29 protein-coding genes and 1 tRNA gene are annotated in these 26,367 nt (G+C 55.9%); 26 read left to right on the top strand and 4 right to left on the bottom strand.

Annotated features, from left to right (window positions below; translation table 11 throughout):
• The first annotated feature begins 713 nt into the window (after positions 1–713).
• The 12 genes from rpmH (at position 714) to AC06G8_RS22720 (ending at position 11,972) form a co-directional block, all read left to right on the top strand.
• Positions 714–848, top strand: a complete 135-nt coding sequence (rpmH, locus tag AC06G8_RS22775) for a 50S ribosomal protein L34 (protein ID WP_048744313.1) — start codon at positions 714–716, stop codon at positions 846–848.
• Between the two features lie 249 nt (positions 849–1,097).
• Positions 1,098–1,442: a ribonuclease P protein component gene (gene rnpA, locus AC06G8_RS22770; protein ID WP_076357142.1), complete on the top strand. Its 345-nt coding sequence runs from the start codon at positions 1,098–1,100 to the stop codon at positions 1,440–1,442.
• Between the two features lie 303 nt (positions 1,443–1,745).
• Complete coding sequence (locus AC06G8_RS22765; protein WP_447663407.1) at positions 1,746–2,585, top strand: YidC/Oxa1 family membrane protein insertase; 840 nt, start codon at positions 1,746–1,748, stop codon at positions 2,583–2,585.
• A 132-nt stretch (positions 2,586–2,717) separates the two neighbouring features.
• Positions 2,718–4,097 (top strand): tRNA uridine-5-carboxymethylaminomethyl(34) synthesis GTPase MnmE, encoded by a 1,380-nt coding sequence (mnmE, locus tag AC06G8_RS22760; RefSeq protein ID WP_480284054.1) that lies wholly within the window; start codon positions 2,718–2,720, stop codon positions 4,095–4,097.
• 180 nt (positions 4,098–4,277) lie between these two features.
• Entirely contained in the window at positions 4,278–6,167 is a 1,890-nt protein-coding gene (gene mnmG / locus AC06G8_RS22755; protein WP_447663405.1) for a tRNA uridine-5-carboxymethylaminomethyl(34) synthesis enzyme MnmG, read from the top strand.
• A complete protein-coding gene (gene rsmG, locus AC06G8_RS22750) occupies positions 6,167–6,919 on the top strand; it encodes a 16S rRNA (guanine(527)-N(7))-methyltransferase RsmG (RefSeq protein ID WP_480284053.1) in 753 nt (250 codons plus the stop codon). The genes mnmG and rsmG overlap by 1 nt, the downstream gene beginning before the upstream one ends.
• Positions 6,920–6,995: 76 nt before the next feature.
• Positions 6,996–7,136, top strand: coding sequence for a hypothetical protein (locus AC06G8_RS22745; RefSeq protein WP_480284052.1), 141 nt, complete (start codon positions 6,996–6,998; stop codon positions 7,134–7,136).
• 214 nt (positions 7,137–7,350) lie between these two features.
• Positions 7,351–8,169, top strand: a complete 819-nt coding sequence (gene noc / locus AC06G8_RS22740) for a nucleoid occlusion protein (RefSeq protein WP_480285489.1) — start codon at positions 7,351–7,353, stop codon at positions 8,167–8,169.
• 342 nt (positions 8,170–8,511) lie between these two features.
• Positions 8,512–9,285, top strand: coding sequence for a ParA family protein (locus AC06G8_RS22735; protein ID WP_048744303.1), 774 nt, complete (start codon positions 8,512–8,514; stop codon positions 9,283–9,285).
• On the top strand, positions 9,266–10,108 hold the full coding sequence (locus tag AC06G8_RS22730; protein WP_447663403.1) for a ParB/RepB/Spo0J family partition protein: 843 nt from the start codon (positions 9,266–9,268) through the stop codon (positions 10,106–10,108). Before AC06G8_RS22735 ends, AC06G8_RS22730 begins: the two co-directional genes overlap by 20 nt.
• 159 nt (positions 10,109–10,267) lie before the next feature.
• The gene (locus AC06G8_RS22725; RefSeq protein ID WP_480284051.1) at positions 10,268–11,449 is read left to right on the top strand and encodes an aminotransferase class V-fold PLP-dependent enzyme; all 1,182 of its coding nucleotides are present in this window, start codon (positions 10,268–10,270) and stop codon (positions 11,447–11,449) included.
• 16 nt (positions 11,450–11,465) lie between these two features.
• Positions 11,466–11,972, top strand: coding sequence for a DUF4446 family protein (locus AC06G8_RS22720; RefSeq protein ID WP_447663401.1), 507 nt, complete (start codon positions 11,466–11,468; stop codon positions 11,970–11,972).
• Here AC06G8_RS22720 and yyaC read toward each other — a convergent pair.
• Positions 11,947–12,537 (bottom strand): spore protease YyaC, encoded by a 591-nt coding sequence (gene yyaC / locus AC06G8_RS22715; RefSeq protein ID WP_447663400.1) that lies wholly within the window; start codon positions 12,535–12,537, stop codon positions 11,947–11,949. The two genes, AC06G8_RS22720 and yyaC, sit on opposite strands and share 26 nt — an antisense overlap.
• A 145-nt stretch (positions 12,538–12,682) precedes the next feature.
• Here yyaC and AC06G8_RS22710 point away from each other — a divergent pair, with 145 nt between their 5' ends.
• The 4 genes from AC06G8_RS22710 to AC06G8_RS22695 all read left to right on the top strand — a co-directional run bounded on the left by AC06G8_RS22710 (position 12,683) and on the right by AC06G8_RS22695 (position 14,648).
• A complete protein-coding gene (locus AC06G8_RS22710; RefSeq protein WP_480284050.1) occupies positions 12,683–12,922 on the top strand; it encodes a putative Se/S carrier protein in 240 nt (79 codons plus the stop codon).
• A gap of 273 nt (positions 12,923–13,195) precedes the next feature.
• Positions 13,196–14,107: a mechanosensitive ion channel family protein gene (locus AC06G8_RS22705; RefSeq protein WP_480284049.1), complete on the top strand. Its 912-nt coding sequence runs from the start codon at positions 13,196–13,198 to the stop codon at positions 14,105–14,107.
• Positions 14,108–14,192: 85 nt separating this feature from the next.
• Positions 14,193–14,423: a DUF951 domain-containing protein gene (locus tag AC06G8_RS22700; protein WP_021878902.1), complete on the top strand. Its 231-nt coding sequence runs from the start codon at positions 14,193–14,195 to the stop codon at positions 14,421–14,423.
• A 134-nt stretch (positions 14,424–14,557) separates the two neighbouring features.
• Positions 14,558–14,648: transfer RNA gene (locus AC06G8_RS22695), tRNA-Ser, on the top strand.
• A 396-nt stretch (positions 14,649–15,044) separates the two neighbouring features.
• Here AC06G8_RS22695 and AC06G8_RS22690 read toward each other — a convergent pair.
• Positions 15,045–15,230 (bottom strand): YjzC family protein, encoded by a 186-nt coding sequence (locus AC06G8_RS22690; protein ID WP_021878901.1) that lies wholly within the window; start codon positions 15,228–15,230, stop codon positions 15,045–15,047.
• 375 nt (positions 15,231–15,605) lie between these two features.
• Here AC06G8_RS22690 and rpsF point away from each other — a divergent pair, with 375 nt between their 5' ends.
• From rpsF to rpsR, 3 genes are read left to right on the top strand one after another with little or no spacing between them, the layout of a single operon-like run.
• Complete coding sequence (gene rpsF, locus AC06G8_RS22685) at positions 15,606–15,890, top strand: 30S ribosomal protein S6 (RefSeq protein ID WP_480284048.1); 285 nt, start codon at positions 15,606–15,608, stop codon at positions 15,888–15,890.
• A gap of 33 nt (positions 15,891–15,923) precedes the next feature.
• Positions 15,924–16,499 (top strand): single-stranded DNA-binding protein, encoded by a 576-nt coding sequence (gene ssb / locus AC06G8_RS22680; RefSeq protein WP_480284047.1) that lies wholly within the window; start codon positions 15,924–15,926, stop codon positions 16,497–16,499.
• Between the two features lie 20 nt (positions 16,500–16,519).
• Complete coding sequence (rpsR, locus tag AC06G8_RS22675) at positions 16,520–16,798, top strand: 30S ribosomal protein S18 (RefSeq protein WP_447663397.1); 279 nt, start codon at positions 16,520–16,522, stop codon at positions 16,796–16,798.
• Between the two features lie 117 nt (positions 16,799–16,915).
• On the opposite strand, the gene AC06G8_RS22670 is transcribed toward rpsR, so the two are convergent.
• Positions 16,916–18,256 carry a hemolysin family protein gene (locus AC06G8_RS22670; protein WP_480284046.1) on the bottom strand — a complete coding sequence of 447 codons (1,341 nt, stop codon included), beginning with the start codon at positions 18,254–18,256 and terminating at the stop codon, positions 16,916–16,918.
• 239 nt (positions 18,257–18,495) lie between these two features.
• On the opposite strand from AC06G8_RS22670, the gene AC06G8_RS22665 reads away from it, so the two are divergent.
• A complete protein-coding gene (locus AC06G8_RS22665) occupies positions 18,496–19,257 on the top strand; it encodes a DUF1836 domain-containing protein (RefSeq protein WP_480284045.1) in 762 nt (253 codons plus the stop codon).
• 5 nt (positions 19,258–19,262) lie between these two features.
• Here the strand turns inward: AC06G8_RS22665 and AC06G8_RS22660 are convergent, their stop codons facing one another.
• Positions 19,263–19,616, bottom strand: coding sequence for a DUF4870 domain-containing protein (locus AC06G8_RS22660; protein WP_480284044.1), 354 nt, complete (start codon positions 19,614–19,616; stop codon positions 19,263–19,265).
• A gap of 190 nt (positions 19,617–19,806) precedes the next feature.
• On the opposite strand from AC06G8_RS22660, the gene AC06G8_RS22655 reads away from it, so the two are divergent.
• From AC06G8_RS22655 to dnaB, 6 genes are all read left to right on the top strand, one after another.
• Entirely contained in the window at positions 19,807–20,925 is a 1,119-nt protein-coding gene (locus AC06G8_RS22655) for an LCP family protein (RefSeq protein ID WP_480284043.1), read from the top strand.
• A 28-nt stretch (positions 20,926–20,953) separates the two neighbouring features.
• Positions 20,954–21,364 (top strand): CBS domain-containing protein, encoded by a 411-nt coding sequence (locus tag AC06G8_RS22650; RefSeq protein ID WP_447663392.1) that lies wholly within the window; start codon positions 20,954–20,956, stop codon positions 21,362–21,364.
• A 282-nt stretch (positions 21,365–21,646) separates the two neighbouring features.
• Positions 21,647–22,555 (top strand): DUF2232 domain-containing protein, encoded by a 909-nt coding sequence (locus AC06G8_RS22645; protein WP_447663391.1) that lies wholly within the window; start codon positions 21,647–21,649, stop codon positions 22,553–22,555.
• 15 nt (positions 22,556–22,570) lie between these two features.
• Positions 22,571–24,532, top strand: a complete 1,962-nt coding sequence (locus tag AC06G8_RS22640; protein ID WP_480284042.1) for a DHH family phosphoesterase — start codon at positions 22,571–22,573, stop codon at positions 24,530–24,532.
• Positions 24,529–24,975, top strand: a complete 447-nt coding sequence (rplI, locus tag AC06G8_RS22635; protein ID WP_447663389.1) for a 50S ribosomal protein L9 — start codon at positions 24,529–24,531, stop codon at positions 24,973–24,975. The genes AC06G8_RS22640 and rplI overlap by 4 nt, the downstream gene beginning before the upstream one ends.
• 19 nt (positions 24,976–24,994) lie before the next feature.
• Entirely contained in the window at positions 24,995–26,350 is a 1,356-nt protein-coding gene (gene dnaB / locus AC06G8_RS22630; RefSeq protein ID WP_049868604.1) for a replicative DNA helicase, read from the top strand.
• Positions 26,351–26,367 lie beyond the last annotated feature (17 nt).

Here is a 26,367-nt window from a genome sequence, read left to right as displayed (position 1 = left end):
AGACGGTCACTCCTATCCCTGTCGTAACGATTGGTTCGATATAGGTCAAAAAAATGGATCTATCGGGGCGAGTCCTCATCCACAGATGCAAGGACTTGTTGATGAAGGTTATGCATAAGGGGATAATGTTGTTCACAATGTTATCCACAGGTTGTTGATAAGTAACTATCGGCACTGCATCCGTCCACAACAAAAACAAATCTATCATAGCAAAAGAAAGGCGCTATTTCAACGAGTTGGAGAATATTATCCACAATCCCAAGTCCTTGTGTATAAAGGTTATCTACAGCACTAGATATTGTTAACAGCCTGTGCGCAAATTCGACAGTATCCGTCAGCAGTCCTGTTGATTATTCACATGTTACTAAATTTCGCCGACAGCTCGACATTCTTCGTTATCCACAAACGATTATGTCCGGAAGGCCTTTCCACAGCGGAAAAAGTCGAAAAGCGTCGAGAAATGATGCGGAAATCAAAATGCTATATAGATGAAGCGATCTGAAGATAGTTATACACAGGCCTCAGAGGAAGGACGATCATGTTCAGGTTGACTTTCGCATGTCTGCGTGGTTAAATGGAAAAAGGCGTTTTTAACTCGGGATGACGTAAGGGCAACTTCGGATAGACAGTCGTCCCCGGGTTCTGCCTCGGTCCGCTGCGGCAGATGCCCGAGTGAGGACGAAGATATACCGATCGGGGAGGTGCAATAGATTATGAGACCGACTTTCAGACCGAACGTAAGCAAGCGCAAAAAGGTACACGGATTCCGCAAGCGCATGAGCTCGAAAAACGGCCGCAAAGTGCTGGCAGCCCGTCGCAAGAAGGGCCGCAGCGTTCTGAGCGCATAATACAAAAGGGCATTCCCCTTATTTCCGGGGATTTCGCCTGCCACGCCGACCGCCCTCTGGGGCAATGGCTGGAGAGAGGAGACCACGCAAGTGGTCTTTTTTTCTGCCCGGATGTCCGTTGCTTGATGCGGGGGCCGATCCGGCGGATAGATCCGAATGCTGTTCTTCTTGCGGAGGGTGCGTCCGGCATGCCTGCGCACGCCCTAAGTTGGATATACTGAAACTAACAACGCACGGAGTCGGTGAGAAATGCAGAGAAAACTACGGCTCAGAAAACGCGAGGATTTCTCCCGCACCTATCGGGGAGGCAAGTCGTTCGCCAATGGGCAGCTGGTCGTATACTGGTCCAGGCAGCCGAAGGCGGAACCGTTCCGCCTCGGCATCTCCGCCAGCAAGAAGATCGGCAATGCCGTCGTGCGCAACCGCATGCGCCGGGTGTTGAAAGAAATTGTCCGCGCTCATACGGATGAAATCAAGGAGAAGACCGATCTGATTCTGATCGTCCGGGCGGGAGCCGTCGACAAATCGTCGAAGGAGCTTGAGCGCAGCGTGCTGCATGTTTTGCGCAAGGCGGGTCTGCTGAAACCTCGATGACGGCGAGGGTGCTCGGCAAGTGCCGGACAAGCAGCCGTTGGTCTCGAATTCTGTGAAACGCGAGAATAAAGAACGCCCGCTACCACGGTTTATCTATTCTTCTCCGCGCAAACGTCCTTCACCATAATTTGATGATGAAGCCGTTTTGCTTGGCAGAATAGAACGCCCGCTACCAACGCTTATCTATTCTTCTCCGCGCAAACGTCCTTCACCATAATTTGATGATGAAGCCGTTTTGCTTGGACCCTATTATATGGTATAGTTTAGGTTGAATTGCGACAGGCTCTCAGAGAGGAGATTTACATGTTGTTTTCCCGTTTGGCTTCAAAACGCAAGTGGCTTGTCATGCTCAGCCTGGTGCTGATGGTGGCCGTCCTCTCGGGATGCATGCCGAATAACAGCCACACCACCACGACCGAGGATTTGCTGAAGGGCAACTGGTGGGAAAGATATGTCGTTTATTATTTCTCGTATTTGCTCGACCATTTCGCGACCTGGTTCAACGGTCAATACGGCCTCGCCATTCTCGTGATGGTTATCATCGTCCGTACGCTGATCCTGCCGCTTACCATTAAGCAATACCGCAGTTCCAAGGCGATGCAGGCCTTGCAGCCGGAGCTTGCCAACATCAAAAAGAAACACAAGGATAACCCGCAGAAGCAGCAAGAAGAGACAATGAAGCTCTTCCAAGAAAATAAGGTCAATCCGATGGCGGGCTGTCTGCCGCTGATCGTCCAAATGCCTATTTTCATTGCTCTGTACAATTCCATTTACTATAACGCCGACATCCGAGTCCATGAATTCCTGTGGCTCAAGCTCGGCGAGCCCGACCATCTGCATATCCTGCCGTTCATTGCGGCTCTGACGACTTACGTCCAGACCAAAATGATGCAGAAGACGCAGCCGAACAACCCGCAGATGGCGATGATGAATTCCATCATGATGATCTTCCCGATCCTCATTCTGGTCATGGCTTGGAGCTTCCCTTCGGCGCTTCCGCTGTACTGGATCTACACGAACATCTACACGATCATCCAGAACTACTTCCTTTACGTGCGTAATGCCGACAAGAAGGCAGAAGTCGCAACTGCTGCCGCGCCGCCGGCCAAAACGGTTAAAACGGCCAAAGGAAAAAACAAATAGTACGCTGTTCAGGCATACCACAAATCCATTTTCAGGCAGCAATGGCTTCTATAGTCATTGCTTTTTTGCCATAATTACGGGCACCCTTGCTCAAAAATCAGATCTGGGGGCTCTCGGAAGGAATCGAAAAGCATGATACAGGATACAATTGCCGCGATCTCGACCGCGCTGGGAGAAGGCGGCATTGCCGTCATTCGCGTCAGCGGACCTGCAGCGGTGGATAGCGTTTCGAATATATTGAAGTCACGAACTTCTCTGGCGGATGCCCCGACCCATACGGTGACGTACGGCCATATCGCGGATCCCGCGAGCGGCGAAATCATCGAGGAAGTTCTGGTGACCGTCATGAAGGGACCCCGTTCCTTCACGGCGGAGGATGTCGTCGAGATTGGGGCGCATGGCGGGCTTGTGGCGGTGCGCAAAGTTCTCGAGCTCGTCCTGGAGCAGCCGGGAGTCCGAGTCGCGGAGCCTGGCGAATTCACCAAGCGGGCATTCCTCAACGGCAGGATCGACTTGGCGCAAGCGGAAGCGGTCATCGACCTGATCCGCTCGAAGTCCGATCGTTCTTATACCGTTGCCTTGAAGCAGGCCGAAGGAACCTTGTCTCGGAAGATCAAGGCGCTGCGGCATACGTTGATCGAACTGCTCGCGCATATCGAGGTCAACATTGATTATCCGGAGCATGACGTGACGGAAATGACTTCTTCTTATATAAAGGACAGCTGCGGTTCCGCCATGGAAGAAATCCGCCGGCTGCTGAAGACGGCTGCCGAAGGGAAGATTCTCCGTGAAGGCATTACGACGGCCATCGTCGGCCGTCCCAATGTGGGCAAGTCCTCTCTTCTGAACGCGCTTGTTCAGGAAAGCAAAGCGATCGTGACGGATATACCCGGCACGACGCGGGATGTTATTGAGGAATACATTACATTATCCGGTATTCCTTTGCGGCTGCTCGATACGGCGGGCATCCGCGAGACGACTGATGTCGTGGAGCGGATCGGCGTGGAGCGGTCCCGCTCTGCTGCTGCGGACGCCGATCTGCTGCTGCTTGTATTGAACCATAATGAGGCGCTTCATGATGATGAGCGGGAGCTGCTCGCAAAGCTGACCGGGCGCCAGGTCGTTGTCATCGTGAATAAAAGCGATCTGCCGGCTCAGCTGAAGCTGGACGAAGTGGCGGCCGCATTGCCGGATAGCCGGATCGTCATGATGTCGGTGCTTCAGGAAGAAGGACTGGAGGCGCTCGAAGGAGCGATCCGAGAGTTGTTCTTTGAAGGCCAGCTTGAGAGCGCGGATCTGACTTATGTGAGCAATGTCCGGCATATCTCGCTGCTCAACAAAGCAAGCCAAGCGCTGAGCGAAGCTGTTGCGGCGACCGAGGACGGCATTCCGATCGACATGGTTCAGCTCGATGTGCGCTCCGCTTGGGAGCTGCTCGGCGAGATCATCGGAGATACGGCGGGAGAGTCGTTGATCGATCAGATCTTCTCCCAGTTCTGTCTGGGGAAATAATACGGGAACAATCCACATGTGGATAACCGACTCGACAATGCGACAGGCGACAGCAGATGACAGCGGAAGAGGTCGGTTTCGGCGAAAAACAGTCGAAACTTGGTAAATGAAAACCACTTTTCATAAAAGAGGGAGAGGCGAACGGTAAATAGCGCCTTTCCGGCTCGGGAGGAAAAAAACATGACTTACCCTGCAGGACAATATGATGTTCTTGTAATCGGAGCTGGGCATGCGGGTTGCGAAGCGGCTTTGGCTGCAGCAAGAATGGGCTGCGAGACGCTGCTGCTCACCATCAATCTGGATATGGTCGCATTCATGCCGTGCAACCCGTCCATCGGCGGACCGGCTAAAGGCCATGTCGTGCGCGAGATCGATGCGCTCGGAGGCGAAATGGGCCGCAATATCGACAAGACCTATATTCAAATGAGGATGCTGAACACGGGGAAAGGTCCGGCCGTGCACGCGCTGCGCGCTCAAGCGGACAAGTTCTCGTACCAGCATATGATGAAGAAGACGATCGAGGAAACGCCGCATCTGACGCTTCGCCAGGGGATGGCGGAGGAGCTGATCGTCGAGGATGGAGCCTGCGTCGGCGTTGTGACGAAGACCGGAGCCGAGTACCGCGCCAAATCGGTCGTCGTTACGACCGGGACGTATTTGCGCGGCAAGGTCATCATGGGCGAGCTGATCTACGAAAGCGGTCCGAACAATCAGCAGCCGTCGATCAAGCTGTCCCAATCGCTCAAAGAGAACGGCTTCGAGCTCGTTCGCTTCAAGACGGGCACGCCGCCGCGCGTCCACAAGGACAGCATCGACTTCTCCAAGATGGAGATCCAGCCGGGGGATGCGATTCCTCAGTTCTTTTCCTTTGAAACCGAATATGCGGACAACGAGCAGCTGCCTTGCTGGCTGACCTACACTTCCGAGGATACCCATAAGATCATCAACGACAACCTGCACAGAGCGCCGATGTTCTCCGGAGTCATTGAGGGCACGGGACCGCGCTACTGTCCTTCCATCGAGGATAAGATCGTTCGCTTCGCGGACAAGCCGAAGCATCAGATTTTCCTCGAGCCTGAAGGCAAGGATACATCCGAGTATTACGTGCAAGGGCTGTCCACGAGCATGCCGGAGGATGTGCAGCTGAGCATTCTGCGTTCGATTCCAGGCCTGGAAAACGTCGAGATGATGCGGACCGGCTATGCCATCGAATACGATGCCGTCGTGCCGACCCAGCTGTGGCCTTCCCTGGAGACGAAAGTGCTGCCAGGTCTGTTTACCGCCGGCCAAATCAACGGCACCTCAGGCTACGAGGAAGCGGCTGGCCAAGGCATCATGGCCGGCATCAATGCGGCCCGCAAGGTGCAGGGCAAGGATCCGGTCGTCATTGACCGTTCCCAAGGCTATATCGGCGTTCTGATCGACGATCTCGTGACGAAGGGAACAAACGAGCCTTACCGCCTGCTTACATCGCGCGCGGAGTACCGCCTGCTGCTTCGGCATGACAATGCCGACCTGCGTCTGACCCCGACCGGTTATGAAATCGGATTGATTACGGAAGAGCGGCATGCCAAGTTCCAGGTGAAGAAAGGACGTGTCGAGGAGGAGCTGGCCCGCTTGAAGACGGTGAAGATCCGTCCCGAAGAAGCCCGGGAGCTGCTGGAGCAGGCTGGATCGGCTCCGCTGCAGGCGACGACCGACGCTCTAACCCTGCTCAGGCGTCCGGAACTGTCCTATGCCATCATCGAACCGCTGGCTGCGGCTCCATACGAGCTGACAGCGGATATGAAGGAACAGGTCGAAATCCAGATCAAATATGCGGGATATATCGATAAGCAGCTGCTTCAGGTCGAACGCCTCGGCAAAATGGAGAAGAAGAAGATTCCGGAAGGAATCGACTACAGCATCGTCCATGGACTTGCCATGGAAGCGAAGCAGAAGCTCTCGTCCATTCGTCCACTCAACATCGGACAAGCGAGCCGCATTTCCGGCGTTACCCCGGCGGATATTTCCATTCTGCTCGTTCATCTGGAGCATTATAATCGAGTGACGGCAGCGGGGAAAGCCTGATGGATGCAGTTCAGAAGTCATTTCACGAGCTTCTCGCCGCCCAAGGAATCGAGCTTGCGCCGCATCAGCTGAACCAATTCGAGCGTTACTTCGAGCTGCTGGTGGAATGGAACGAGCGGATGAATCTGACCGGAATCACGGAGAGGGATGCGGTATTCGAAAAGCATTTCTACGACTCCCTCTCGCTTGCCTTCTATATGGATCTGTCCAAGGCGAAGAATCTGGCCGATATAGGATCGGGGGCGGGATTTCCAAGTATTCCCTTGAAAATCGCTTATCCTCATCTTCAAATCACGATTGTCGACAGCTTGAACAAGCGGATTTCTTTCCTGCAGCATGTATGCGACGCGTTGGAATTGGAGGACGTGCAGTGCGTGCATGGCAGAGCCGAGGATATCGGCCGCCTTCAAGCGCACCGGGATCAATATGATGTTGTGACGGCGAGAGCGGTAGCGAGGCTCGCGGGCCTAGGCGAGCTGTGTCTGCCGTTCGCAGCCAAGGACGGCGTATTCGCAGCTATGAAGGGCGCCAATCCGCAAGAGGAGCTTGATGAGGCGGCGTACGCCTTGAAAGAACTCCGTGCCAAGGCAGAGCGGGTCGAAACGTTGAAGCTGCCGTTTGAGCAATCCGAACGCGCCATCGTATTTATCCGCAAGACGGATCGGACGCCGGCGGCTTATCCGCGCAAAGCCGGAATTCCTTTGAAGCAGCCTCTTGTGCGTGGAATTTCACTGCTGAAGAAGCCTCGCTGATTGTTTCACGTGGAACAATGAAGATCGAGAAGAGGTTGCCGATTCCGTCCGTCCCTCAACAAGGGGGCGGGAAGGCATGAAAACTTCTTGGAAATCCAAAATCAAGCAGGAAAACCTTCTTCCAAAAGCGAATTGGTGGAGAAAGATAGCACTGCTGATGCCGCTTGCTAAGCGGCATCCGCACAAGGATATCCCCGTTGCTGGAGAGACCTGCTAAAGCTGTCCGCCTATATCGGCCGTTCTCCGCAAGAGACACACTCCGATCTGCCCGTGCTGCATGATCATGCCGACCGGCCTCCTCAGCTTGGAGCTGAGCGAAGCTGCCTGGTGCCGCAACCATGACTTGGGGGCCAAGCACGACCCGCCGCGGCTGCAACACGGAAGAAACATCGAGGTCATGGGCACATTGAATTTCGGGTGGTTGAAGAATGATGAAGGAACAATTTTCACGGCTGTTCGGGTTGAATGACCAGAAGGCCGCTCTTGATGAAGTCAAGCAGATTCCGATTGGAAGCATCGATACGAGTCCCTATCAGCCCAGAACCGTCTTTGACGATGACAGGATCGAGGAACTCAGCCAGACGATCCGAACCCATGGCGTCATCCAGCCGATCGTCGTCCGGGTTCGCGGCGACCGCTACGAGATCATAGCAGGCGAGCGTCGGTGGCGCGCCGTCAGCAAGCTGGGTCTGGATACGGTGCCGGCCATTATTCGCGACTTCAACGATTCTCAAGCGGCCTCGATTGCCTTGATTGAGAACTTGCAGCGCGAAGGACTTTCCGCCATCGAGGAAGCGGTCGCTTACCAGAAGCTGATCGACCTGCACAGCCTTACCCAGGAAAGCCTCGCGCAGCGGCTCGGCAAGAGCCAATCGACAATTGCCAACAAGATCCGATTAATCGGTCTCAGCGAGCCGGTCAAAAGCGCCCTGGTCGAACGGAAAATCACGGAACGCCACGCCCGTTCCTTGCTGGCCCTCGACACCGAGGAGCTGCAGCAGAAAGTGCTGGAAGACGTGCTCTCTAAAGAGCTCAACGTCAAGCAGACCGAGGCAAGAGTCGCCTTCTACAAGGAAGCATCCAAAACAAAAAAAGCGAAGCGGATCAGCTTCACGAAAGATGTCCGGCTTGCCCTCAACACGATCCGGCAATCCATCGAAATGGTTTCAGGTTCGGGCTTGCAGATCAAAACCGATGAAAAAGACCATGACGACCACTATGAGATTGTCATCCGGATTCCAAAACGATAATGTCGTATTCCGGCGCTGATTCCGTTATACTTATTACAGCAATCATTAATGATTAAACATAAGGGCATTCATACCGAATGATCAGCATGAGCGAACAGCATGATATAGCCCGCAGACTTATCCACGGAAAGCGGCAGCAGCCGCTTTTTTTCGTCCTGCCGGAAGGAATGACATTCAACTGGCTTCCTGCGCTTTACGCAGCGTGCATGCAGAGGATGACGGTCACTAGCCGACAAGGGAATGAATCCTTCTCCAGCCTGAATGAAGGCGTGCTGATAAGGTTTGTGTCTTGGCCGCAGGGAAGTTCACGTTTGACTAGAATGGAACATTGAGGTGACAAGGTTGTCCAAAATCATCGCCATTACGAACCAGAAGGGCGGCGTCGGCAAAACGACGACATCCGTGAATCTGGGCGCTTGCCTGGCTTCCCTCGGCAAAAAGGTGCTGCTTGTCGATATCGATCCGCAGGGCAATACGACCAGCGGCGTAGGAATCAACAAAGCCGACGTGGAAAACAGTATTTATGACGTTCTTATCAATGAGGTCGATCCGCATGAAGCGGTGACGCCGACCGCGGTCCCCAATCTCTCCATTATTCCTGCGACGATTCAGCTTGCCGGGGCGGAGATCGAGCTGGTCCCGACTATATCCCGGGAAGTACGGCTGAAGAAGTCATTGTCGCAGTTGAAAAATGAATACGATTACGTCCTGATCGACTGCCCGCCGTCGCTCGGCATTTTGACCATCAATTCGCTGACGGCAGCCGATTCCGTCATCATTCCTATACAATGTGAATATTACGCGCTTGAAGGACTAAGCCAGCTTCTCAATACAGTCCGTCTGGTCCAAAAGCATCTCAATACTTCGCTCGCAATCGAAGGCGTGCTGCTGACGATGTTCGATGCCCGCACGAACCTCGGGATCCAAGTCATCGAGGAAGTGAAAAAGTACTTCCAGCAGAAAGTGTACCAGACGATTATTCCGCGCAATGTGCGTCTCAGCGAGGCCCCTTCGCACGGACAAGCCATCATCACCTACGATCCGAAGTCCAAAGGAGCCGAAGTTTATCTTGAATTGGCGAAGGAAGTGATCCAGTATGAGCAAGCGGCTAGGTAGAGGACTGGATGCCCTCATTCCGTCTCTTTCGGTAAACGACGATGACAAGGTCATCGAAATCGATCTGAAGCAGCTGCGAGCCAACCCTTATCAGCCGCGGACGACGTTCCAGGATGAATCGATTCGCGAGCTTGCGGAATCCATCCGCCAGCACGGCGTTATTCAGCCGATCATCGTCAGAACGGTGCTGAAAGGCTATGAGATCATTGCAGGAGAGCGGCGTTGCCGAGCTTCCCAATTATGCGGCAACACGACCATTCCGGCTGTGGTGCGGAATTTCACGGATCAGCAGGTCATGGAGATCGCCTTGATCGAGAATCTGCAGCGGGAAGATCTCAATGCAATCGAACTCGCTGTCGCTTATCAGGCCATCATGGACAAGTTCGACCTGACGCAGGAAGAACTCTCTCTCAAGGTCGGCAAGTCCCGCTCCCATATCGCCAATTTCCTGCGTATTCTCAGTCTGCCTGCGGATATCAAGGACAGTGTTTCACGTGGAACAATTTCCATGGGACATGCCAGAGCTCTCGTGGGCGTCAAGGAAGACAAGGTCCGTAAAGAGCTGGCCAAACAGATCATCAGCAATGAATGGAGCGTCCGCGAGCTGGAGAAGGCGATTCAGGATCTGGAGCATAAAAAGCCTGAGAAAGCCGTCGCCAAGCTGAAAAAGCGTGATCCTTACGTGGAATCTCTGGAGGAGACGCTGCGCGAACGGTTCAAAACAACCGTGAAGATCAAGGCGTCGAAGGACAAGGGGAAGATAGAGCTGTCCTACTACAATAAGCAGGATCTGGAAAGATTGCTCGACCTTCTCCAATCCTAACGAGTACGCTCCGAATAATGGGGTCAGGTGAATGAAAAAGGCTGCATGATACGGCATACCCAAGTTGTATTCTCTGGTTCCAGAGATTAAACTTAGGTATGCTGTTGTTTTTTGGACCTCTTTTCCATATTGAAGTCTACCTGAATTCGGAGGATAGCCATGACATCGAATAAGCCGGTTATTTATTTGGATCATGCGGCCACATCCTGGCCGAAGCCGCCGGCTGTGGCCGAGGCGATGATGGAAATCCTGCTGCATGGAACGGCGAATCCAGGCAGGGGCAGCCACCAGATGGCCGTTCAATCCGGGCGGGTTCTATTCGGAGCGCGCAAGAGGCTGGCAAAACTGTTCCGGATCGCGAATCCCAATGATATCTCCTTTGCAGCCAATACGACGGCAGCCTTGAATCTTGCGATCAAAGGCATGCTGAAGCCGGGAGATCATGTCATTGCGACGGCAGTCGAGCATAATTCCATACGCAGGCCGTTGGAGTATTTGAAGGCAAGCATGGGAATCGGGGTTACTTACATAGAGGCTACGCCGGAAGGGGAAGTCAAGCCGGAGCAAGTGGAGCAGGCTCTCACTTCGCGTACCGTCCTCGTGGCCGCTGCCCACAGCTCCAATCTGCTCGGGAGCATTCTGCCGGTCGGAGAGATCGGCTCCATAACCCGCAAAAGAGGGATTCCACTGCTGGTCGACGCTGCTCAGTCTGCCGGCGTGCTGGACATCGATGTCGAGGCGATGGGAATCGACCTCCTTGCGTTTCCGGGCCATAAAGCGCTGCTCGGTCCGCAGGGAACCGGCGGCCTGTATATCCACCCCAGGCTTGATCCCGTCCCGCTGCTGCACGGAGGGACCGGAAGCCAGTCCGAATCGGCTGAGCAGCCGACGGTGAGGCCGGATCGTTATGAAGCGGGCACTCCGAATACGCCGGGAATCGCCGGACTTGCTGCGGGCGTCCAATATGTCATGGATCAGACGACGGCCGCAATCCATGCAAGAGAAACGGAACTGGTCTCCTACCTGATGGAGGAGCTTGCATCCGTTCCGGGACTGAGGCTGCTGGGGCCGGCTGCAGGCAAGCCGAGGACAGGCATCGTCTCTCTTACGATGGCTGGAGTCGAGGCATCGGAGCTGTCGTTCATCCTGGACCAGCATTACGGCATCGCCGTAAGGTCCGGCTATCATTGCACGCCGCTGGCGCATTACAGCGCGGGAACGGCCGAGACGGGAGCCGTCAGGGCAAGCGTCGGTTATTCTACAACCAAAGAGGACGCTGAATCGTTCCTAACAGCGATACGGGAAATCAGGTCACATTACCCCATGCAGGGACAGGGTTAGGAGAGCTAATGGAAAGATGAATGAATGGATGGATGCATGGATGGAGGCGCCTTATTACGGAGTTGCTATCGGACTGCTTGCTGTTGTCGTCGTGCTGCTTTTCATCTGGATCGCGGTTGTGGGCAAAAGGCTGTCGAAGCTGAGACGGCAGTATGTTCAAGTCATGGGCCAAACGGGCGTCACGAGTCTGGAAGATGTCATCGTCGGCCTCCGACTGTCTCTCGACGAGCAGCAGGACCGGCTGCAGGGCTACGGCCAGCAGCTGGCGGAGTTCGGACATCTGCTCAAAGACATGAAGGGGAAAATCGGCGTATTCCGCTACAATGCGTTCTCCAACCAGGGAAGCGACATGAGCTTCTCGGTGGCTATTGTCAACGAGGACAGCAGCGGTGTCGTGCTTACCGGCCTGCATGGCCGGGACGAGACGTATATGTACGCCAAGCCCCTGCAGCAGGGCAGCTCGGCCTATGCGCTTACGGAAGAGGAGCAAAAGGCGATCAGTCTTGCGTTGCAGCGTGAATAGAATAGGCTCTGACGCTGCCGATCGTATGATGAAGGACGTCTGACATCATGTCGGCCATCCTCATGACGAGATTCAGGCGCGTATTCTGCAGGACGAAATATTCCATGAATCCGCCTACGTTGACGATTCCGGTCATATGGATATCGCCTACAGGAGGCAGATCCTTGTTCACGCCGGCGCCGGGACGGACAGGGCCGGGTCCGAGCTGGATGCACCCTACGCTGGACAGCTGGCCTAGACAGGCATCGATGCCGATGATGAAGGGCTTGGACACCTTGCGGTTGATTTCAAGCATCGTCTCCTCGAGATTCATCGCGTGAACGGGCTCGTCCAACGTGCCGAACAGCTCGAAATGAGGGCTGCTGTTCTTGGCCAGCTGGGTGCCGATGAGCGGTCCGAGGGCATCTCCCGTGGAACGGTCCGTCCCGATGCATACGACGACGATGCGGCGGTCAAGCGGAACAGGCTGGAGATGCAGATGAAGACGGCTGGCAAGCTGCTCGGCAGCATCGGACTCGGTATGGGGCACTTTCAGCAGCAGCTCTTTCATCACAGGTCGTTTCATAGAATCCCCTCCGCAAAAATGAATTGTTACTAGCTAGTATATGGTAGAGAGAACGGATTTATACTTGTACCATCCATCCGATATGCGCAAGCTCCGCGAGCGGGGCTTGCCTCCGGAGAGGATAGGTAAGGAGCCTAGCAAATTCATGCTGATCGCCTTCGATTCCACGCAGCAGGCGCTGCGGACCGAAATGCTGCTGGAGTACGCAGACATCGAGATCGATATTCGCCCGACGCCCAAACAGATTACCGCCGGCTGCGCGCTGTCCATCGACTTTCCCGATGAGGAGCTGGTGCAGGTGCGGAAGATCATCGCCGAGGAGTCCGTCGACATCCGGGGCATCTTCCGCCAGACGGAGGACGGCTACGACGAGGTGCAGGAATAGGCGGCCTACCGGCGGCTCAGCGATCTCAGCGGACCAAGCAGCTGCTTGGTCCTGGCAGCCTCATCAACGAACCGTCCCGAGCCTTGGAAGGGCGGGTTGCCGTTCGCTGGCGGCTCACTGGCCAGCGCAAGGCGGCCAGGCGTGGATGGATGCGCTGCAATCGATCGACAGAATCATTGCGAGGCGCCCTTCCTGGGGCGCCTTATCCCTTTGCACAGACATGCCCGGCAAAGGCGGTTGCTGCCGCTCTGCCGGGTGAAAGGAGAGGTATAGATGAACCCCTATTTGACGAACGCAGCGGTGGAAAATGCAGCAAGTCCCGACAATGAAGGAACCCTCGCTTCTGCGGCCGATCAAGCGGCAGAAAAGACGAATGAGTTCCTCTCGGCGATGAAGGAGCAGTTTTCCTCAACGTTCTGGGTCGATTCGGGAATTATCCTGATCAAGATCGCCTTGATCCTGCTGATCGGCCGGCTTATCATCCTGATCGTCAACAAGTCGATCGATCGGATTCTGGAGCGGGAATCCAAAGTGCCGCTGCAGACGCGTCGCGTCGTCACGGTTGGCCGGCTGATGAAGAATGTCGCTTCCTATGTGGTGTATTTCATTACGGCGATGCTTGTGCTGCCCTTGGTCGGCATCCAGATCGGCCCGCTGCTGGCCGGCGCAGGCGTGCTTGGCCTGGCCATCGGCTTCGGCGCCCAGAGTCTGGTGAAGGACGTCATCACCGGATTCTTCATCATCCTGGAGGATCAGTTCGCCGTTGGAGACATCATTCAGACGGGAACCTATAAAGGCACCGTGGAGCTGATCGGCCTCCGTACGACGAGACTGAAGAGCTGGACCGGCGAAGTCCATATCATTCCGAATGGAACGATCGCGCAGGTGACGAACTATTCGCGGAACAACTCGCTCGCGGTCATCGATGTAGACATGCCCAATGCGGACAGGCTGGATGAGACGGCCGCATTGGTCAAGGACATGCTTGCCGGCATGGAGAACGCCAACCTCGTCAAGCCTCCGGAGCTGCTCGGCATATCCTCCATGACGACTGCGGAGTACAAGCTGCGCATCGTGGCGGAATGCATGCCGAACACGGAGGCTTCCGTGACCAGGCAGATCAATATGGACTTGCAGCGCTTGCTGCGGGAGCGTGAAGACGAGCAGCAAGATGCGCTGGCTTGATCTCACAGCCCATGGTAAGATGAAGGGAACTTACCGCTGGGGCGGCCGCCCGGCTGTGATCAAGCGCTGAAGGGGGAATGAAGCGATGGAACGCAAGCAATTCGAGCTTGGCGATGTCGTGCTGATGAAGAAGCCGCATCCATGTGGAACGAATGAAATGGAGATCATTCGGATGGGAATGGATATCCGCATCAAGTGCACCGGATGCAAGCACAGCGTCCTGATCCCCCGGGCGAAGTTCGAGAAGAACATGAAAAAGGTGCTTCGTTCCGCTGCGCCGGAGGACAGGCAAGGGGAGAGCGGATCGGCTTCCTGAACGCTGACGAACGGGAGCGGGGAGCAGAAATGCTCGGTCGTGACGGCATCTTGGGCTCGGCCGTACGAATTGTCAGACTTTTCATCTGCTCTTGCGTACGATAGACCTGCTATGGTATGATAATTTTTGCTTGCGGAGAGGTACCCAAGTGGCCCAAGGGGGCTGACTCGAAATCAGTTAGGCGTCGCAAGGCGTGCGTGGGTTCGAATCCCACCCTCTCCGCCATAACATTTGCATCTGACGCGGCTCTTTGCAAGAGCCGCTTTTTTGCGTCTATTTTTACTTGCCGGACTTTACCTGCAGATACGGAAAAGAGGACCCTTGCGGGTCCTCTTCCGACGGCGCTTAATGGAGTTCGCAATTCAAGCTGCACTTCCCTCATCGAAATCCGGAATGCCGCCCGGCAATGGATGTCTAGCGACTTCCCTGCCTGCTGCGGCGATGTCCCTGCAGACAAATGTCTTTGGCACAACCCCTCGCTTCTATGCGTTCATGTACGTGCTTTCCCTGCAGTGTCCTTACGCTTTTTACGGCCAACGGAACCACACCCTCATCTTGTCGCGCCGTCAAGGATAGTATGGGCGGAGGCCGGCTGCCTTATTCACCCGATCAGAAATAAAATCAGACCTTCGGCATTTTCACCCAGACTCGGTTGTGGTTCGAGGTTTTCGGGAAATGCTGCCCCTTCTTGAGCGAGATCTTCTTGGGGTGAGAGATCCCCATGTGGAAGGAGTCCTCGCCGGCCTCCATGTACCATCCGTCGTTCGGAGCCTTGAAGCCTTGTTCAAACTTGGTGCGTTCGCCCATTACGATTCACCTCGTCCGCGGATTTTCCGACCGCCCATGTCCGTTGCGGACATGACGCGCCGGACTTATAGTTTCGGCTTCCCGGGAGCGAATCATCAGCGGCAATTATTCGCATGGATAGGCGAATAGAAGGGCTTGACCCGGTCGTTTCCTTGACCGTGGCAATGGTTTTCAAGCAGAAACCGCTTTTATGGAGCGTACAGGCGGAAGATGCTCAAATGCCGTTCAAAATCTGGAAGCAGCCTCCGCTCAGCTTGCATCGTACAAGCTGTTCTGATATAGTAGGTGGGTATGCGAGTTAGAGTTAAGTCTCTCGCTCCTTGCTCTTATGCTTAGGCAGAAAGGGCCGCTTAGTCCAAGAGGAGGTGAATCAAAGTGCGCAAATACGAAGTGATGTACATCATTCGTCCAGAGACGGAGCAAGAAACCGTTCAAGCTCTCGTCGAAAAGTTCAATGGCATCATCAACAATGGCGGAGAAGTTACCAAGTCCGATATTCTCGGCAAGCGCCGTCTTGCGTATGAGATCAACAAGATTCGTGACGGCATCTACGTTCTCGTCCACTTCAACGGAACCAACGAAGTGATCAACGAGCTGGATCGCGTCATCAAAATCACGGATGATGTTATCCGTTACCTGATCGTCAAAGACGTAGCGTAAGCCAAGATTGTTTGAACTTGGGAGGCGGGTACGATGTTGAACCGTGTCATTCTGATTGGCAGATTGACCAAAGATCCAGAACTTCGCTATACCCCATCCGGCGTGGCGGTAACGCAATTCACGCTGGCGGTAGACCGGCCCTTCAACAGCCAGTCCGGGGAACGCGAGGCCGATTTCATTCCGATTGTCACGTGGAGGCAGCTTGCCGAGACGTGCGCCAACTATCTGCGCAAAGGCCGTCTGACGGCGGTTGAAGGCCGGATGCAGGTGAGGAACTACGAGAACAATGAAGGCAAGCGCGTCTATGTGACGGAAATTATTGCCGACAATGTCCGTTTCCTTGAATCCGGTAACCGCGATGGCGGTTCGCGTGAAGAAGGCTCGCACAATGCAGGAGGAAGCGGCGGCTACAGCGGTGGAAGCGGCAATGGCGGCGGAAGCGGCAGCAGCGGTGGCGGATACGGCGGCGGCCAGTCGAGCGGCGGCAACCAAGGCGGGGGTTCCTACGGGGGCAATCGCGGCGGTGGTGGAGGTTCTCAGGGAAACCGGGATCCATTCTCGGATGACGGACGCCCCATCGACATCTCCGAAGATGATTTGCCATTCTAACTAGAAAGGACGGATAAACCATGGGATTCAAGCAAAGAGAAGACGGCGGCGAGCGTCCAGAACGCAAATTCCGCAAAGGCGGCCGTAACAAGCGCCGTAAAGTCTGCTACTTCACCGTGAACAAAATCAAGCACATTGATTACAAGGACACGGATCTGCTCCGGAAATTCATCAGCGAGCGCGGCAAAATTCTGCCACGCCGTGTTACGGGTACGAGCGCGAAATACCAGCGCGCCCTGACGACCGCTATCAAGCGTTCGCGTCAAGTTGCACTGATGCCATATACGACGGACAACTAAGCCGTTGCGACAACAGCTCTTCCGGGTTTCCGGAGGGGCTGTTTTTAGTTTGTCTGGATAGCCGCTTCGGCATGCAAAAAAAAGCCCCGCGCATAAGAGCGCAGGGCTGCAAGCTGATCAGTTTTCTTGATCATGAAGCTCAGGAGTATCTTCGAATTCATCGGCCGAATCGCGGATGATCATCTCGACCTTGCGGATCCGGTTCTTGCTCGCTTCGCGGATGATGAAGGTCATGTTGTCGAACTCGTATCGGAATCCGGGCTTCGGCGACGGGATGCGGGCGTAGAGCCAGCCTCCGATCGTATCGGTGTCTTCGTCGTTGAAGTCATGTCTGACCATATGTCCAAGCTCATCGAGGGAGACTTTGCCGTCCAGCAGGTAGCAGTTCTCCTCCAGCTTCTCGATCTCGCGGCGCTCGTCTTCATCGAACTCGTCGCGGATCTCGCCGACGATCTCCTCCAGAATGTCCTCGATCGTGATCAGGCCGGACGTGCCGCCGTACTCATCCACAAGAATGGCGATATGCACGCGGTCGCGCTGCATGCGCTGCAGAAGCTGCTTGACCGGGATGCTCTCCGGCACCGACAGGACGGGGTGAATGAGATCTTTCATCTTGAATTCCTTGTCTTCCTGATAAGTCAGGAAGAGCTGCTTTGTATTGATCATGCCGACGATGTTGTCCTTGCTCTCGGTAGCGACAGGGAAGCGGGTATATTGTTCACGCTGGATGACAGCCAGGTTCTCTTCGCGGGTATGGTTCGTGAACAGGCAGACCATATCGGTGCGGGGCACCATGATCTCTCTGGCGACCATTTCATCGAAAGCGAAGATCCGGCTGACATAGCCGTATTCAGTCGTGTTGATCTTGCCGCTCTGGAGGCTTTCGCTCAGAATGATCTGAATTTCCTCTTCCGAGTGGGCGTCCTCATGCTCCTTGGCGGGATGCAGGCCGAACAGGCGGATCAGGCCGTTGGCGGAGCCGTTCAGCACCCAGATGAACGGGTAGAGCACTTTATGGAACAGGATGATCGGCTTGGCAACGAGAAAGCTGATGAATTCGGCTTTTTGGATCGCCCAGGATTTGGGGGCCAGCTCGCCGACGACCACATGAAGATAGGTCACGATGACAAAAGCGATCAAGAAGGACAGTAAGCTACTCAGCCTCTCATTCAATTCGAAGTGAGTGAATAGCGGATGCAGCAGCTTTTCAATGGTCGGTTCGCCGAGCCAGCCAAGACCGAGGGCGGTAATGGTGATACCGAGCTGACAGGCGGACAGGTAACCGTCCAAGTTGCTGGTAACGCGCTGCACGGCTAAGGCGCCTTTGCGGCCTTCAAGCACCAGCTGATTGACGCGGCTGGGGCGGATTCGGATAATGGCGAATTCCGTTGCTACAAAGAAGGCGGTCAAAAGGATAAGCAAAGCCACCAAAGCCAAATTTAAGCCTATACTGTCCATTCGTGTACATCGACATCCTTTTCATCTTAGAATAAGTTCTTATGAACCAGTATAACGAACTTGAGGAGCTCTCTTCAACTGTTTGAAAAGGCCTTGCCGGACGGTATAAGCTCATGAGCGGTCTTTGTCGTGCAGGAATAAGCTCTTTTCATGCCCGCGCTTGCCTTTACAGGCTTATTTGCGGGCTTTATGATAGGTTCATATGATCGGATAACGAATCCGAAGGGAGGAAAGCGGCAGTGGAATCATTTCTGCTTAAGCGCAGCGAAATGGCGGAGCTACTCATGTCCTTGGACGGGAAGGGTGACCACACCCCGATTCAGATCGTCCAGCAGGCTTGGAAAAAAGGCCATCGCAAGCAAGTAAGCTCGGGCAGGGCACTGCCGGCGTTCCTGTCCACGGATTGGCCGGCCGTTCTGGAGAAGCTGATGAAGGGTCAGGGGCTCAAGGGAATGTCGCTCCAGGAAGTTGCGGCTCTCGGTCAGCTGATTCCTTACGCGGGCCTTTCCATCACCGCCATGCAGAACTGGGTCAAGCGGGACTTCAAGCGGTTCTTTGAATCGCCCAAAGCCGGCAAGAAGTACTCGCTTGAACAGGCGGCGCTTCTATTCATTATCGATGATCTGAAGGCCAGTCTGGATTTTGAGTCCATCCGCAAGCTTCTGGGCCGGCTGTTCGGCTGTGGAGGAGAGAAAAGCCTTCTCAGCCCCGTGGACTTTTACCAAGCTTATTCTGCTCTATTTGAAGAATTGGATGCTGACGGAGATCAAATTCTTGACGCGGCTCCCTCGGAGACCGTGTCCGGCAACGGCATGGAGAGCAGCCTGGAGACCAAGGCCAGGGAAGGAGCAAGCCGCTATATAAGCGGCTTGTCCGGCTTGGATGAAGCGGAGGCCGAAGCGCTCGGCAATCTGCTGCTGATCGCCGTATTCTCCGTCCAGGCCGCCTATTTCCATTCCCTGTCGAGAAGGTACAGCAACGCCACGCTGTTCCTGAATTGACCTGGCTAGAACTCGCCGCTGATCATCTCGGCCCAGTCCCCGAGTACGGGAAGCCGGGCCTGCTTGCCCTGCAAGGAAACGATCATGAGGCCGATCCAGACCAGCAGGGCGAGCGGAGCAAGCAATCCTCCCAGCAGCCAGCCGATGATGGGTATGAGGGCGAAAACCATGCTCAGGCATAGGTAAGCCGCGGAGAATAGGATGGATTGCACGGCATGGAAGCGGACATACCGGCTCTTCTTTTCCAATAGAAGGAGCAGGAAGGCTCCGACGAAGCTGCCGAGATAACCGAGGAAAGCGGCCAACCGAGGATCGAGGCCGGTGGAAGACGGATCGGGTCTTCTTGGAGAAGGGTGCATGTCCAGGCTCCTTTTCCATAAAATACAGTCATTAGGCCATGTTTATGTGCATTGGCGCGCGGGTATGCGATGGATACAGGGGTATTTGCGGGCAAGTTTTAAGCAATTTGTAACTATTCTTTAAGGTTACTCGTCTACAGTTAAGCTAAAATGAATAAGCCGTGCACCCTCAGCAGAAAGGAATTCACCCATGAAACCCAAAAAATCTCGCGCCCGCAAGGCGTGGACATGGACGGCTTCCGTCCTGGCCGTCGTTCTCGTTCTGGGAACCGTAGGCTATTTCAACCGGACTACTCTCGCCTTATGGGGCTTTGATATGTTTCTTTCCAAAAAAGTGGAGAGGCAGCTTGCGGACTCGTACCAGCCGACCGTCGACAGCAAGCGGCCTGAAGCCAATCCCGTGAAATATCAAAAAGCCGACCCGTACTCTGTCCTCCTCCTTGGAGTGGATGCGCGCGGCGCCGAGCAAGGACGCTCGGATACGATGATGTTTACGGTCGTGCGTCCTTCCGATGGAGCGATCCTGATGGTCTCCATGCCGCGCGACACCTACACGGAGATCGTCGGCAAGGACAAGAAGGACAAAATCACGCATGCCTATGCATTCGGCGGAGCCAAAATGGCCGTCGACACGGTGGAGAACCTGCTCGGCAACCAGGTCGATTATTATGCCGCGGTCAACTTCGAGGGCTTCCGCAACCTGATCGACGCGATGGGCGGCATTCCGCTGCCGGTCGAGAAGGATCTCGTCAACAAGGAAGCCGATCATGAGAAGTTCGTCGTCAAGGCCGGGCAGAGCAAGTACAACGGCACCGACGCGCTCAACTTCGTCCGCTACCGCGAAGATGCCGGCGGGGACATCAGCCGCACCGAGCGCCAGCAGGCGTTCGTTGAATCGATCATGGACGAGGCTTCAAGCGTATCCTCATGGACGCGCATTCCGGAATTCGTCGGCATCATGGGCAAAAACTTCGCGACCGACATTCCGCCATCCGAGATGATCGACAAAGCCAAGGCGATGCTGCAAAGCGGCAACCGCGCCATTTATACCCACACGCTCAAGGGCGAAGGGCATAAGCTTAACGAGAATGGGGCCTGGTACTACTTTGCCGACGAGAAAGACGTTGAAGCGAGCAAGAAGCTGATCGCCGACTGGATGAACAAATCCTTGACGATGGAGCAGCTGACGGGCGCCGCATCGAAGGACAGCGAAACGCTGGACGCCGCCTCGGGGTCGACCAACGATGCCAAGAGCGGATCCGGCAAAGGACCGGAGGTCACGACGGCTTCTTCCGATGAGAACCAGTGACCTTCTCCAAGATAGGAGAAGCTGAGAAATGAATATTGCTTTTTTTCTTCTGCCCAAGGCAGAGACGATTACACTGACGCTTGAAGCGACGCTTCGGCAGACGCTGGAGAAGATGGAGTACCATCGTTATACGGCGGTGCCGATTTTGGACAAGAACGGCGCGTACGCGGCCACGGTGACGGAGGGCGACCTTCTCTGGTTCATGAAGAACGAGAATCTCAGCTTCGAGCAGACCAGCCGCGCCACCTTGTCGGAGGTTCCGATGCGAGTGAGGAACAAGCCGGTCCGGATCGATGCCAACATGGAGGATCTCATCTCGCTTGCCAAGGTTCAGAACTTCGTGCCGGTCGTCGACGACATGCAGCGCTATATCGGCATCGTTCGGCGCAGCGACATCATCGACTATTGCGCCAAATCCATCTTCCAGGAGAAATCCTGAAGCAAGCTTCCTGCATGCCCTGCCGCGTTTGCGGCAGGGCATTTTTTGCCGCGGATCCAAGCTGCCGCAGCAGCCGGTCGGGCCGGAATTCGCCGGCAGCCAATTACCGGACGGCGGCTGAAACGGCGGGGCGTCCCGCAGGAGAAGAGAGGCAGGCAATCCCGGCGGTTCGGGCGTAGCTTGCAGCGGGTGGATTTGTGTTATAATGAGAGGTACAGCTTCCTGCGTTTTTTGCCGGGAGGCGCTTAGATAGACCTTTATTAATCCAAGAGGTGAACGGGTTTGAAATTCGGTGGGAAATCCATCCTGTGGAGCGCTATTGCTCTCTTGCTGCTGCTCTCTATGGGAGTGCCGCTGCTGAACTGGTTGACCGTCGCCTTGATCATGGTGCCGTTCGTGGTTCTATACGCCACTTTGTCCAGAGGAATGTTCGCCGCTCATATCGTGCCGGTATTGCTGATCGCCTTTTTCGTGCCGGGAAGCGGACCAGCCTCTGTCATTATCGGACTCTTCTTTCTCGTACCCGCGATCGTCATGGGCCACCATTACCGGCAAGGCAAGCCCGTCCGCAGAACCATGACAGCGGTGCTGCTCACGATACTCGGGCTGGCGCTGGTCGAGCTGCTCGTGTTCGAGTCGGTATTCGGCGTCTCTCTGATCCGCGAAATGCAGGACCGGATCCAGGATATGCTCGGCAACGTGGCGAGCCAAGGCATGATGTCGGATATTTGGACGCCGGAGAATACCGATATGGTCGTGAAGATGACCGTACAGGCGATTCCTCAGGCGCTGCTCTTGATGGCGTTCGCGGCAACGGCTGTCGCGCAGTATTTGTCCCGGAGGGCGCTAGCCGGCTTCGGCATGGCTGTCCCGGGAATGCCGCCCGCCCATGAATGGCGCTTGCCCCGGGTGCTCGTCACGTATTATCTGATTGCGCTGGTCGTGCAGATGTTCATCCCGGCCGGGGACAGCTCGTTCCTGTCGGTAGCTCTGATGAACCTGGTTCCGCTGCTTCGCATGGCCTTTACGGTCCAGGCGATGGGCTTTTTCTTCTTCCTGGCCCATCAGAAGGGCTGGGCGAAGCCCGTTCCGGTCATCATCAGCATCATCCTGCTCATCTTCCCTCCGCTCAGCCTGATCGGAGTGCTGGATGCGGCCTTCCCGATCCGCAAGTCGTTCCAGAAACATTGAACAGGGGCGTGTACTATGCCGAAGTTGCTTCTTAAGCGCTGGCACGGGACCCATATGGTGCTGGCTCTCGTCCTCATGATCGCGTTGTCGGCGACCTTGTTCTGGTTCGAGTGGCCGCTTGGCGCGGCCGCGTTCGTCCTCACGATCCTCTGCGGCGTCTATATCTTCCTGGCGGAGAAAGCTTTCCGCAAGGATCTCAAGAAATATTTGGGCACCTTGTCCTACCGTGTCAAAAAAGTCGGCAGCGAGGTCATCAACGAGCTGCCTTTCGGTATCATTCTATTCAATGACGATCGTATCGTAGAGTGGCATAATCCTTTTGTCGCGGACATGATGGACCGGGATTCGGTTGTCGGCATTCCGCTGCTCGACCTGTTCCCCGCGCTCGCCCAGGCGAAGGATAGGCCGGGCAAGATGGAGGTCTCCGTCGGCGCCGATATTTACGAGCTGCTGTTCAAGCCGGGCGAGAAGCTTCTGTACATCCGTGAAATCACGGAGATGTGGCAGCTGTCCAAGGCTTATGAAGAAGAGAAGCTCGCGCTCGGAATCGTGTTCATCGACAACCTCGACGAGGTGTCGCAGTCGATGGACGATCAGCAGCGGACGACGCTGCTGTCCCGTGTCACGACGGAAATCACAGAATGGTCGCAGCAGGAGAACCTCTATATCAAGCGGCTCAACTCCGACCGGTTCCTGCTCATCACCGACCAGAAGGCGCTGCGGCAGCTGGAGCTGTCCAAGTTCATCATCCTGGACGAAGTTCGGGAGATGACCGGAGATCTCAAGATTCCGATGACGCTCAGCATCGGCTTCGCGGCGGGGGCTTCGAGCATATCGGAGCTTGGCCAATGGGCTCAGATCAGCCTGGACATGGCGCTTGGACGCGGAGGCGACCAGGCGGCCGTGAAGGTGGGAGAGCGGCAGAGCTTCTACGGCGGCAAATCCAACGCGGTCGAGAAGCGGACACGCGTGCGCGCAAGGGTCATCGCCCATGCGCTGCGCGATATGATCCGCGAGAGCGAGAAGGTCGTCATCGTCGGCCATAAGATGCCGGATATGGATGCCATCGGCGCTGCGATCGGCGTCGCCAAGGCAGCCCAGCATCTCGGCAAGGAAGCGTTCATCGTCCTGGAGGGCATCAACCCGTCCATCCAGAAGATGATGGAGCTGCTCAAGGAAGACGAGCGTCTGTACCGCCGCTTCATCTCGCCGGAGCAGAGCCTCGGGCTCGTCGATGCCCGCACGCTGGTCGTCGTGGTGGATACGCATAAGGCGTCGATGCTCAAGGTGCCGCGCATCCTCAGCCAGACCGGCCGGATCGTCGTCGTCGACCATCACCGCCGCGGGGAGGAGTTCATCCCGAACGCGGTGCTGATCTACATGGAGCCCTATGCTTCATCGGCCTGCGAGCTGGTGACGGAGCTGCTTCAGTATATCCACGACCGGCTCGTGCTCGACATCCGCGAAGCGACGTCTCTGCTCGCCGGCATCACGGTCGACACGAAAAGCTTCGCGCTGCGCACGGGCGCCCGCACGTTCGAGGCGGCATCGTTCCTGCGCCGCAACGGCGCCGATACGTCGATGGTGCAGCGGATGCTGAAGGAAGATTTGGAAGAATATTTGAAGAAAGCCGATATCATCAAGCATGCCGAAATCGTGCATGAACACATCGCCCTTGCCGTAACGGAGCCGGGCCAGCGCTACTCCCAGCTGCTGATCGCGCAGTCGGCCGATACGCTGCTGAACATGACGGGCGTCTATGCGTCCTTCGTCATTGCGGAGCGCCAGGACGGACTCGTCGGCATCAGCGCGAGATCGCTCGGCCAGATGAACGTCCAGGTCGTCATGGAACGGATGGGCGGCGGCGGACATCTCACGAATGCCGCCTGCCAGATGGACGGTTCCGTGCGCGAGGTGGAAGCCAAGCTCAGGGCGGTGCTGAGCCAAATGAATGAGGAAGAGGAGTTGTTCGAATGAAAGTCATATTCCTGCAGGACGTAAAAGGCCAAGGCAAGCGCGGCGAAATCAAGGAAGTGTCGGAAGGCTACGTACGCAATTTCCTGCTCCCGAAAGGGCTCGTAAAGCCGGCTGAAGCAGGCAACATCAAGAACTTGGAGATGCAGAAGGCGTCGGAGGACAAGCGCAAGGCCCAGGAGAAGGCGGATGCCGAGGCGCTGGCCGCGAAGCTGGAAACGCTGACGATCGTCGTGCGGACCAAAGCCGGAGAAGGCGGCCGTCTGTTCGGAGCCATCACGACGAAGCAGATCGCCGAAGCGCTGGAGAAGCAGGAAGGCATCAAGATCGACAAGCGCAAGATCGAGCTCCAGGAGCCGATCCGCGCGCTCGGGTTCAGCAATCTGGAAGTCAAGCTGCACCCTCAGGTGAAGGGCAAGCTGAAGGTGCAGGCGGCGGAAGAATGAGAACGGAGGGACTACGGGGATGAGCCAGGACGGATTGATGTTTGACCGGGTTCCCCCTCAGAATACGGAAGCTGAGCAGGCGGTGCTTGGCGCCGTCCTGCTGCAGGCGGAAGCTCTGATTACGGCGATGGAGAAGATCCGTCCCGAAGACTTCTACTTGAACCAGCATCAGATCGTGTTCGAAGCGATGATCGAGCTGGGCGAGAACAATCAGCCGATCGACCTCGTCACGCTGACGGCGTATCTCAGCGATCGCCAGCAGCTGGACGAGGTCGGGGGCGTCAGCTATTTGGCCAAGCTGGCCACGGTCGTTCCGACCGCCGCCAACGTGGAGTACTACGCCCAGATCGTCGAAGAGAAATCGATGCTGCGGCGTCTGATCCGCACGGCGACGACGATCGTATCCGACGGTTACGGAGCTTCCGACGATATCGGACTCATGCTGAGCGAGGCGGAGTCGCGCATCATGGAGATCGCCAACCGGCGCTCCAGCAGCGGCTTCGTCTCCATCCGCGACGTTCTGATGGAAGTATTTGAACGCGTAGAGTTTCTGTATACGAACAAAGGCGGTTCCACCGGAATTCCATCGGGTTTTGTCGACCTCGACAAGATGACGAGCGGCTTCCAGCGCAACGACCTTATTATCGTAGCGGCGCGTCCTTCCGTCGGCAAGACGGCATTCGCGCTCAATATCGCCCAGAACGTAGGGGTCCGCTCGCGTGAGACGGTCGCCATCTTCAGCCTGGAGATGAGCGCGGCCCAGCTCGTCCAGCGTATGGTATGCGCCGAATCCAACGTCGACGCCGGTCGCATGCGGACAGGCTTCCTCGAAGGCGACGACTGGGAGAAGCTCACGATGGCGATCGGCGCGCTGTCCGAAGCGGAGATTTATATCGACGACACGCCGGGCATCACCGTCAGCGATATCCGGGCCAAATGCCGCCGCCTCAAGAAGGAGCGCAACCTCGGGATGATTCTGATCGACTACCTGCAGCTGATCCAGGGCCGCGGCAAGTCCGGCGAGAACCGCCAGCAGGAAGTTTCCGAGATCTCGCGTACGCTCAAGCAGATCGCGAGGGAGCTTGAGGTTCCCGTCATCGCCCTGTCCCAGCTTAGCCGGGGCGTCGAGCAGCGGCAGGACAAGCGTCCGATGATGAGCGACTTGCGGGAATCCGGATCGATCGAGCAGGATGCCGATATCGTCGCGTTCCTGTACCGGGACGATTACTATGACAAGGAAACCGAGAAGAAGAACATCATCGAGATCATCATCGCCAAGCAGCGTAACGGCCCGGTCGGTACGGTGGAGCTCGCTTTCTTGAAGAATTTCAATAAATTTGTGAGCTTGGATCGAACCCACGAGCCCGCTTCCTAGGCTTTTGGGTTCGATCA

It is taken from the genome of Paenibacillus sp. SJS-P3, from assembly GCF_056711585.1.
This window is presented reverse-complemented; position numbering and strand designations above follow the sequence as displayed.